Origin of the sequence: Jatrophihabitans sp., from assembly GCF_036000465.1 — a bacterium.
Lineage (GTDB): Bacteria > Actinomycetota > Actinomycetes > Mycobacteriales > Jatrophihabitantaceae > Jatrophihabitans.
Genome location: NZ_DASYFV010000072.1, coordinates 25,216 through 34,513, shown reverse-complemented (window position 1 = coordinate 34,513; position 9,298 = coordinate 25,216). Strand labels below are relative to the sequence as shown.

Here is a 9,298-nt window from a genome sequence, read left to right as displayed (position 1 = left end):
CGGCGATGGCGCGCAGCTCCTGCTGCATCGACGGGGGCGCGGAGCGCAGCGCACGCTCGAACTCGCGGACGTTACGGCGCGCTGCCATCTTGCGGACGAGCGCAGACGTGCGGGACATGACGGTGACCTTCTCTCGGTGTGTGATTCCTTTACAGGATGCTCACTTGAACCGAAGAAAGCAAAGCGATATGCCCCCTCGTGCCTAACGTCACACGGGTCCTACAGCAGTGCGAGGCCCGGATCCGTCAGCACGGCTGCCACATCGGCCAGGAACTGCGATCCCTGCGCCCCGTCGACCAGCCGGTGGTCGAAGGACACCGCGAGCTGGGTCACCCAGCGCGGCTCGATGCGCTCGTCGGCGCCCGTGCCCACGACCCACGGCCGGCGCCCGATCGCGCCGAACGCGACGATGCCCGCCTCGCCGGGGTTGATGATCGGGGTACCGGTGTCCACGCCGAAGACGCCCACGTTGGTGATCGTGATCGTGCCGCCGGACATGTCCGCAGGGGGCGTCTTCCCCGAGCGGGCGGTGTCCGTGAGCGCGCCGATCGCCCGCGCCAGGTCGAGCAGCGAGAGCTGGTCGGCGTCCTTGATGTTGGGCACGATCAGCCCGCGCCCGGTCGCCGCGGCGATGCCGAGGTTGACGTAGTTCTTCACGACGATCTCGCCGGCGGCCTCGTTCCAGGTCGCGTTGATCTCCGGCGTCTTGCGCGCGGCCAGGATCACGGCCTTGGCCACGAACAGCAGCGGGCTGACCTTGACCTCGCGGAACTCGCGGCGGGCGGCCACCCGGTCGCGCAGCTCCATCATCGCGGTGACGTCGCAGGTGATGAACTCGGTGACGTGCGGCGCGGTGAACGCGCTGGAGACCATGGCCGCGGCGGTGTGCTTGCGCACCCCCTTGATCGGGATCCGCGTCTCGCGCTGTGACCGGTCGACCTGCGGCTGCGGCGCCACGGCCGCGGTGCCGACGGCCGCCTGCACGTCCTCCCGCGACACCGTCCCGTGCGGGCCGGTCGGGGTGACGGTGCTGAGGTCGACACCGAGGGTCTTCGCGAGCTTGCGCACCGGCGGCTTGGCCAGCACGCGTTGCGCCACCGGCGCGGGTTCCGGCTCGACGACTGCCGGCTCGGGGCCGGCCGGTGCGGGCGGCAGATTGAACGAGACCTGCGCGCCGGCGCTCGTCGCGCCGTTGGTGCCGCCGGCGTGACGGCGGCGGCGGCGACCGCCGGACTCCTCGCGGGGCCCGTAGCCGACGAGGGTCAGCTGCTTCTCCTCCGCCGGGACGGCGCCTTCACCGGGCAGGCCGGGGACGGCCGGGACCATGTCCTCGCCGGCGGCGATGTTCTCGGTGCCTATGCCGCCGGTGTCGATCGAGATGATCGGCGTGCCGACCGGGACGGTGGTGCCCTCGTCGGCGTGCAGTGCGGTGACCACGCCGGCGAACGGCGACGGCAGCTCGACGGCCGCCTTCACCGTCTCGACCTCGGCGATCGTGTCGTTGACGTCGACCGTGTCGCCGACCGCGACCGTCCACTTGAGGATGTCGCCCTCGGTGAGCCCCTCACCGAGGTCTGGCAACAGGAACTGCTTGACCGGCATGGTCAGTACTCCATGATCTTGTCGACGGTGTCCAGCACGCGGTCGAGGTTGGGCAGCCATTCGTGCTCGAGGCGGCTCGGCGGGTACGGGGTGTCGTAACCGCTGACCCGCAGCACGGGCGCCTCGAGTGAGTAGAACGCCTGCTCCATCACCCGCGTCGCGATCTCCGCGCCGACACCGAAGCTGTGCGGCGCCTCGTGCACGACGATCAGCCGGCCCGTCCGCCGCACCGACTCGACGACCGTCGGCATGTCCAGCGGCGAGACCGACCGCAGGTCCACGACCTCGAGCTCGATGCCGTCGCCGGATGCGACCTCGGCCGCGGACAGCAGCGTGGACACCGTCGGGCCGTAGCCGACCATCGTCACGTGGCGGCCCGGACGGACCACTCGGGCCTGGTAAAGCGGGGTCGGCGTCTCGGCGATCGGGGCCTTGGCCGCGTGGTAGAGCCGTTTGGGCTCGAAGAAGATCACCGGGTCGTCGTCGGCGATGGCCTCCTGGATCATCCAGTAGGCGTCGGAAGCGTTCGAGCACGAGACGACCTTCAGCCCGGCCGTGTGCGCGAAGTAGGTCTCGGGCGACTCGCTGTGGTGCTCGACCGCGCCGATGCCGCCGCCGAACGGGATGCGGATCGTGATCGGCATCTTCATCAGCCCGGCCGAGCGGTTGTGGAACTTGGCCACCTGGCTGACGATCTGGTCGAAGCCGGGGAAGACGAAGCCGTCGAACTGGATCTCGCACACCGGCCGGTAGCCGCGGATCGCGAGGCCCACGGCCGTGCCGATGATCCCGGACTCGGCGAGCGGGGTGTCGATCACGCGGTCCTCGCCGAAGTCCTTCTGCAGGCCGTCGGTGATCCGGAAGACGCCGCCGAGCTTGCCGACGTCCTCACCCATGATCACGACCTTGGGGTCGCTCTCCATCGACTTGCGCAGGCCCTCGTTCAGCGCCTTGGCCATCGTCATCGAGGCGAACGCGGGGGCACTCATGCGGACACCTCCGAGACGAAGTCGACGAATTCCTGGCGCTGCTCGACGAGGTCGTCGGTCATGGTCACGTGGACGTGGTCGAACAGCGACCCGGGGGTCGGGTCGGGCAGCGCGCGGCAGCCGGCCCGCACGTGCTCGGCCAACTGCTTGGCCTCGGCCTCGACGTCGTCGAAGAAGGACGGGTCGAACCCGGCGACGCGGCCGAGATAGGCCCGCACCCGCTCGATCGGGTCCTTGAGTTTCCAGGTCTCGGCCTCGCTGCCCAGGCGGTAGCGGCGCGGGTCGTCGTTGGTGGTGTGCGGGTTCATCCGGTAGGTGAAGGCCTCGATGAGCGTCGGGCCCTGCGCGTTGCGGGCGTCGTCGAGCGCCTTGCGGGTGACGGCCAGGCAGGCGAGGACGTCGTTGCCGTCGATCCGCACGCCGGGGAAGCCGAAGCCGGCCGCCCGCTTGTAGAGCGGCACGCGGCTCTGCGTGGTGACCGGCTCGCTGATGGCCCACTGGTTGTTCTGGCAGAAGAACACGACCGGCAGGTTGCCCGCGCCGGCGAACACGAAGGACTCGTTGACGTCGCCCTGGCTCGAGGCGCCGTCACCGAAGAAAGCGAGCACGGCGGTGTCGCGCTCGGGGTCGCCGGTGCCGACGGCGCCGTCGCGGACCACGCCCATCGCGTAGCCGGCCGCGTGCAGCGTCTGCGCGCCGATGACGATCGTGTACAGGTTGAAGTTGTGCTCGCGCGGGTCGAAGCCGCCGAGGTTGGTGCCGCGGAACAGGCCCATCAGCGTGAGCGGGTCGACGTCGCGGCACCAGGCCACGCCGTGCTCGCGGTAGGTCGGGAAGGCCATGTCGTGCTTCTTCAGCGCGCGGCCGGCGCCGATCTGCGCGCCCTCCTGGCCGAGCAGGCTGGCCCACAGGCCGAGCTCGCCCTGGCGCTGCAGCGCGATCGCCTCGGTGTCGATGCGGCGCACCATCACCAGGTCGCGGTAGAGCGAGGCGATCTCGTCGTCGCTGATCTCGAGCGGGTAGTCGGGGTGCTCGACCCGCAGGCCCTCGGGCGTCAGCAGTTGGACGAGATCCGGTTCGGGCTGAACGGCATGAAGCTGCTCGCTCATATGCCGACCTCGAAATGGACGCAGGCGTGCATGGCGACTCCTCGCATCGGACGTAGGACGGGGTCTCCGTGCCGTACGTGCTCACAGGTGACTGGGCTGGACCCGTTGGTACAGGGGTGGCGTACCGGGCGGATTACCCAGGGGTTCCTACCATAACCGTGACCGCCGTCACGGATCGAATGCTGCCGCCGCGGTTCAGGGGCCGGGCTTCGGCCGCTTCTTCTCCTCGCCGTGCAGGCCCTCGCGCAATCCCTCGGCGGACTGCTGCAGCGTCTTCGCTGCGCGCGCGCTGCCCTCACGCAGCTTCTCGGCCATCGGCTTGGCCTTCTCGCGCGCCTGCGCGGCCATCGGGCCGGCCTTCTCCTTGGCCTGCTGAGCCGCCGGCTTGGCCTGCTTGGCGAGCTCCTCGGCCTTCTCCTTGGCGCGATCCAGGAATCCCATGACGCGTGCCCCTGTCTGTCGTGGTGGGTTCTGCTGGTCCTTCCTACCGCAGCTCGGGCGGCAGCGGCTGTGCGTGCACGATCCGAAGCCGCGAGACGGCCCGGGTGAGCACCACGTAGAGGCGGCGCAGGCCGTCGATGCGGGTCGTCTCCGCGGCCACGATGTCGTGCGGTTCGAGCAGCACGACGGAGTCGAACTCCAGGCCCTTCGCCTGCGAGGCCGGCACGACCTCGACCAGCGGGTCGGCGTCCTCGTCGAGGGCGTGGGCCGCGATGCCGACCGCGCGCAGCTCGGCGAGCACGGCGCCGGCGCGGGAGTCGGGGACGATGACGCCGACCGACCCCTCGACGGTGAGGCAGTCGCGCACCTCGTCGACCACGGAGCCGTCGACCGCGTAGTGCAGCGCGTCGTCGCCCTGGCGGATGGAGGTGGCCGGCGGGACGTCCGGGGCGATGTGCGGCAGCAGCCGGTTGGCGACCTCGAGCACCTCGCCCGGCACGCGGTAGCCGGCGGTCAGCGGGCGCACGGTGGCGTCGTGGCCGAGGTGGCCGAGCGTGGCGGCCCAGTCGCCCGGGGCCCACGGCGTGGTGGCCTGGGCGAGGTCGCCGAGCACGGTCACCGAGCCGAGCGGGCAGCGGCGTGCGACGACCCGGCACTGCATGGCCGAGAGGTCCTGCGCCTCGTCGACCACCGCGTGCACGAACGTGTCGCGCCCGTACAGCTGCGCGTCGAGCTCGTCCAGCAGCACGGTGTCGGCCGCGGTCCACCTGATGCTGCGCACCGACCTCGGGGCCGGTCGCAGGAGCAGCGCGCGCTCCTCGTCGGTGAGCGTGGTCGCCGAACAGCGCCGCAGGAAGTCGGCGTCGTCGTAGAGCCGGGCCAGCAGGGTCGGGGCGTTGAGCTCGGGCCAGACCGTGTCGACCCATTCCTTCACCGCGGCCGAGCGGGCCACCTTGTTGGTCTCGGCGTCGGACGGCGCGCCGCCGGCGTCCTCGCGCTGGCGCCGGACGTCCTCGGCCACCTGCATGCGCAGCCGGTCGCGGGCGGTCGACCAGCGCAGCCCGGTGCCGAGCGAGCGGCGGGCGTCGTCGACGTAGCGGCGCAGGTGGTGCGCGCCGATGCGGTAGCGCTTGGTGCCGATGATCGACACGACGTCCTCGGTCGGCTTGGCGATGTGCGAGAGCACCGCTCGGCGGAGGACGTCGGCCATCCGGGCGTCGCCCTTGAGCACGGCCACGTCGGTGGCCTCGGTGCCGCGCGCGACGAACGGGACGAGGTCGCCGACCGTGCTCTGCGTGATGCCGCCTTCGCCGAGCGACGGCAGCACCTGGGCGATGTAGTGCAGGAAGGCGGCGTTGGGGCCGACGACGAGGACGCCGGAGCGGCGCAGCCGGTCGGGATAGGTGTAGAGCAGGTAGGCGGCGCGGTGCAGGCCGACCGCCGTCTTGCCGGTGCCCGGCGCCCCCTGGATGCACAGCGAGGTGTCGAGGTCGGCCCGCACGAGGTCGTCCTGGTCGGGCTGGATGGTGGCGACGATGTCGCGCATGGGGCCGACGCGCGGCCGCTCGATCTCCTCGCGCAGCAGTTCCGACGACAGCCCGAGGGACTCGCCCCGGTCGAGGTGCTCGTCCTCGACGGAGGACAGCACGCCGTGATGGAAACCGAAGCGCCGGCGCAGCCGGACGCCCATGCGGTCGGCGGGGGTGGCCCGGTAGAAGGCGCGGGCGATCGGCGCGCGCCAGTCGATGACGACCGGGTCGCCGGTGGAGTCGCGGACGTGGCGGCGCCCGATGTGGAAGGTCTCCGTGCCGGGCCGGTCGTCCTCGCGGTCGCGGTCGGTCCGCCCGAAGAAGGGGGGCGCGTCCGGCTCCGCGCCGAGGTGCTCGAGCCGCTGCGCCCGCATGCGGCCCAGGCCGTGGCTGGCGAGCTCGTCGACGCCGTAGTCGGCGAGGTGCTCGGCGACCTCGCGCATGGCGACCAGGCAGTCGCGGGCGAGGTCGAGGTGGTCTCGTTCGGCGGTGAGGATGGGATCGGGTGCGGGATCGTCGGCCACGATCAGATGACGTTACGCGCGGCCCGAAACGATTTCCGGATGCGGTTCACTGGCCCGATGACCCGGCCCGATCTCCTCGCGCGGGCCGCGGAGCTCGCCTCGGGGCCGCGCCGGCTGCTCGGCCTCGCCGGCGCGCCGGGCGCGGGGAAGTCGACCCTGGCCGCCGCCCTCGCCGCCGGGGTACCCGGCGCGATGGTCGTGCCGATGGACGGCTTCCACCTCACGACGCAGCGCCTGCGCGAGTTGGACGCCGTCGAACGCCGGGGGGCGCCGGACACCTTCGACGGCGCCGGTTACGTCGACCTGATGCGCCGGCTGCGCTCGGCCACCGGCGCGGTCCACGCGCCGGACTTCGACCGCTCGGCCGAGGAGCCGGTGCCCGGCGCGATCGTGGTGCCGGCGTCGGTCCGCCTCGTCATCACCGAGGGCAACTACCTGCTGCTCGACGAGGACCCGTGGAGGGACCTGCCCGCGGTGCTCGACGAGGTCTGGTTCGTCGAGGTGCCGGAGGCCGTGCGGGTCGACCGTCTCGTCGCCCGGTTCCGTGCCTACGGCTGGGACGAGTCGCGCGCCCGCGAGCGGGTGCAAACCGGCAGCGACGCGCGCAACGCCGGCATCGTGGCGGCCACGCGGGAGCGGGCCGACCGCGTCGTCCGCCTGGACTGAGCCGCTCCGGGCCGATCGGGCACAGTGAGCGCATGGACGAGGCCCGGATCCGCCAGCTCAGCAGCCGCACCGTCTACCGCAATCCATGGCTGGAGCTGCGCGAGGACGACGTCGAGTTCCCCGACGGCTCGACCGGGCTCTACTCGGTCGTCGACAAGCGCGACTTCGTGGTCGTCCTCGCTCACGAACGCCGGGAAGGCGTCGCCGGCATCTGGATGGTGCAGCAGTTCCGCTACCCGATCGGCCGGCGCGAGTGGGAGTTCCCGCAGGGCGGCTGGCCGGCCGACCGCGACGGCCCGCCGGCCGAGCTCGCCGCCGCCGAGCTGCGCGAGGAGACAGGCCTGCGCGCCGACGAGCTGCGCCACCTCGGCCGCCTCTTCGCCTGCTACGGCTTCTGCTCGCAGAGCTACGACGTCTTCCTGGCCACCGGCCTCACCACCGGCCCGACCCAGCGCGAGAGCACCGAGTCGGACATGGTGCACGAGTGGCGCAGCCTCGACGACATCCGGTCGATGGTCCGCACCGGCGAGCTCGCCGACGCGCACAGCATCGCTGCGCTCGCGCTGCTCGACCTCGACCCGGTCAGGTGACGACCGGCTGCCACGTGCGGTGGTAGACCACCTGGTAGCGGCTGTCGACCACGGAGAGCGTGACCAGGAAGCGGCCGGTCCGCGCGTAGGCGTGGCGGGCCGAGGTCGAGGTCGCGACGGTGCGGGCACCGTCGCCCCAGCGCCACACGTAGTAGAGGATGTGCGTGTTCGGCGCGTATTCGGTCGCCTTCGAGGTGAAGGTGCCGACCTGCCGGACGTGCAGGGCCGCCGGATGGGTGAAGCCGAGCGCCGGCTCGGCGTTGAGGAACAGCGACGACGACGACGGCGCACCGACGCCGCTGGGGCCGTCGTACCCCACGACCGCGTTGCACTCCTGGTCGAGCGCGGGTGGCGAGGACACGGTGCCCGACGACGGGAACGAGCAGTCCTTGAGACCGCCGGGCAGGGCATTCGGGTTGTTCACCGTGCCGGGCAGGCCGAGCAACCCGCTCTGGGAGGCGACGGACTGGCTGCAGTCCGAGGTCGTCGCGCCCCCGCAGAAGCCGTTGCCGCCGGTCCGGACGTCGTAGCGGCTCCAGAGCTTGGTGTCGCTGTTGGTGTAGACCGCGGCCGAGGGGTAGGCGGCGCCGTGCGCGCCACCGACGAGGGCGTACATGCCGGCCACCAGCGGTGCCGCCACCGAGGTGCCGCCGACGGTGATCCAGCCGCCCGCCCCGAACCGGTCGACGATGTCGAAGCCGTAGCGCGGGTCGGCGAGCGCCGACACGTCGGCCGACAGCCGCTTGCCCGCGCAGCCGGCCGCGGCGTAGCCCGCGTGGTGCAGCTGCCAGAGCGGGGCGCCGAAGTACCGGCTGCAGCCACCCCCGCCGGCGCCGAGGCGCCGATGGTTGGGCAGGCCGGCGGAGTCGCTGGGACCGTTGCCGTTCCACACCGTCTCGTTCGCGCGGGTGCCGTTGGCGTTCAGGGTCAGCGACGTGCCGCCGACCGACACCACGTAGGGGCTCGACGCCGGGTAGGAGACGGCGTTGTCGGAGTGGTCGCCGGTGTTGTTCGACCAGTCCCACCCGCGCCAGCCGTCGTCGCCGGTCGACGCGGTGATGGCGACACCGGGGTGGTTGTAGGCGGCGATCAGGCTGGACGAGAGGCCGTGCTCGGGGCCGCCGAAGGAGTTGCTGACGACGGTCGCCCCGAGCCGCACCGCGGTGTTCTCGGCGGCGGCGATGTCGTTCTCGCTGGGCGAGTCGGCCTCGACGAGCAGGATCTTGCAGGTGCGGCACACCCCGCGCACCACCTGCGTGTCGAGGGCGATCTCGGTCGAGGCGTCCTGGTCGGACGACGGCAGCGGGGCCGACAGGCCGCGCTGGTTGACCTTGCGGAACGTGGCCGCGGTGTCGAGCGGGAAGCGGTAGTGCGCGTCGAAGGCCCGCAGGTCGACGAGGGCGAGCGGGTCGTCGTACCAGTCGACGATCGCGACCGTCTGGCTCGACCGGTTCACCCGCGGATCGAAACCGTAGGCGGAGGCGACGAGCGCCGGCGTGTACCCCCCGGCCGGCCCGTGCACCAGCGCGTCGGACTTCACGTAGCTGTAGGCGTGCTTCGTGCCCTTGGCGACGTCCACCCGCTTGAACGCGAAGCAGCGGACGAAACCGATGCGGGCCGGCTGGTTGCAGACCGGCTGGTTGACGGCGTACCCGAGCGCACTGCCGAGCGACGGCGGGACGACCGGCGGCGGCGCGGCGCCGGCCGACACGGTGAGGCCGACGGTGGCCAGCGCGACGAGCGCAACCGTGGTGGCCAGGCGGGTGGCGCGCAGGCGCAGGGTCATCGAAATGCTCATTTCCGGCGGGGGCGGGCGATCAATTGTGACCTGTGCGGTCAACTGCCGCT

At 72.0% G+C, this 9,298-nt stretch carries 8 protein-coding genes; 2 read left to right on the top strand and 6 right to left on the bottom strand.

The genetic code is table 11. The annotated features are described in order from the left end of the window. Window positions 1-219 precede the first annotated feature (219 nt). The 5 genes from VGN18_RS19640 to VGN18_RS19620 form a co-directional block, all read right to left on the bottom strand. A complete protein-coding gene (locus VGN18_RS19640; RefSeq protein ID WP_327541422.1) occupies window positions 220-1,602 on the bottom strand; it encodes a dihydrolipoamide acetyltransferase family protein in 1,383 nt (460 codons plus the stop codon). A 2-nt stretch (window positions 1,603-1,604) separates the two neighbouring features. After that, window positions 1,605-2,591 carry an alpha-ketoacid dehydrogenase subunit beta gene (locus VGN18_RS19635; protein ID WP_327541421.1) on the bottom strand — a complete coding sequence of 329 codons (987 nt, stop codon included), beginning with the start codon at window positions 2,589-2,591 and terminating at the stop codon, window positions 1,605-1,607. After that, a complete protein-coding gene (locus VGN18_RS19630) occupies window positions 2,588-3,700 on the bottom strand; it encodes a thiamine pyrophosphate-dependent dehydrogenase E1 component subunit alpha (RefSeq protein WP_327541420.1) in 1,113 nt (370 codons plus the stop codon). The genes VGN18_RS19635 and VGN18_RS19630 overlap by 4 nt, the downstream gene beginning before the upstream one ends. Before the next feature lie 195 nt (window positions 3,701-3,895). Further along, window positions 3,896-4,141 (bottom strand): hypothetical protein, encoded by a 246-nt coding sequence (locus VGN18_RS19625; RefSeq protein ID WP_327541419.1) that lies wholly within the window; start codon window positions 4,139-4,141, stop codon window positions 3,896-3,898. A 43-nt stretch (window positions 4,142-4,184) separates the two neighbouring features. Further along, the gene (locus tag VGN18_RS19620; protein ID WP_327541418.1) at window positions 4,185-6,194 is read right to left on the bottom strand and encodes an AAA family ATPase; all 2,010 of its coding nucleotides are present in this window, start codon (window positions 6,192-6,194) and stop codon (window positions 4,185-4,187) included. Between the two features lie 39 nt (window positions 6,195-6,233). On the opposite strand from VGN18_RS19620, the gene VGN18_RS19615 reads away from it, so the two are divergent. Beyond that, complete coding sequence (locus VGN18_RS19615; RefSeq protein WP_327541417.1) at window positions 6,234-6,860, top strand: nucleoside/nucleotide kinase family protein; 627 nt, start codon at window positions 6,234-6,236, stop codon at window positions 6,858-6,860. Window positions 6,861-6,892: 32 nt separating this feature from the next. Further along, window positions 6,893-7,450: an NUDIX hydrolase gene (locus VGN18_RS19610; protein WP_327541416.1), complete on the top strand. Its 558-nt coding sequence runs from the start codon at window positions 6,893-6,895 to the stop codon at window positions 7,448-7,450. On the opposite strand, the gene VGN18_RS19605 is transcribed toward VGN18_RS19610, so the two are convergent. After that, window positions 7,443-9,236, bottom strand: coding sequence for a S8 family serine peptidase (locus tag VGN18_RS19605; RefSeq protein ID WP_327541415.1), 1,794 nt, complete (start codon window positions 9,234-9,236; stop codon window positions 7,443-7,445). The genes VGN18_RS19610 and VGN18_RS19605 overlap by 8 nt on opposite strands. Window positions 9,237-9,298: the final 62 nt, after the last annotated feature.

Excerpts from the sequence above, each read along its gene's own strand:
- VGN18_RS19640 (WP_327541422.1), bottom strand. The coding sequence starts at position 1,602 with ATGCCGGTCAAGCAGTTCCTGTTGCCAGACCTCGGTGAGGGGCTCACC.
- VGN18_RS19635 (WP_327541421.1), bottom strand. The coding sequence starts at position 2,591 with ATGAGTGCCCCCGCGTTCGCCTCGATGACGATGGCCAAGGCGCTGAAC.
- VGN18_RS19630 (WP_327541420.1), bottom strand. The coding sequence starts at position 3,700 with ATGAGCGAGCAGCTTCATGCCGTTCAGCCCGAACCGGATCTCGTCCAA.
- VGN18_RS19625 (WP_327541419.1), bottom strand. The coding sequence starts at position 4,141 with ATGGGATTCCTGGATCGCGCCAAGGAGAAGGCCGAGGAGCTCGCCAAG.
- VGN18_RS19615 (WP_327541417.1), top strand. The coding sequence starts at position 6,234 with ATGCGGTTCACTGGCCCGATGACCCGGCCCGATCTCCTCGCGCGGGCC.
- VGN18_RS19610 (WP_327541416.1), top strand. The coding sequence starts at position 6,893 with ATGGACGAGGCCCGGATCCGCCAGCTCAGCAGCCGCACCGTCTACCGC.
- VGN18_RS19605 (WP_327541415.1), bottom strand. The coding sequence starts at position 9,236 with ATGACCCTGCGCCTGCGCGCCACCCGCCTGGCCACCACGGTTGCGCTC.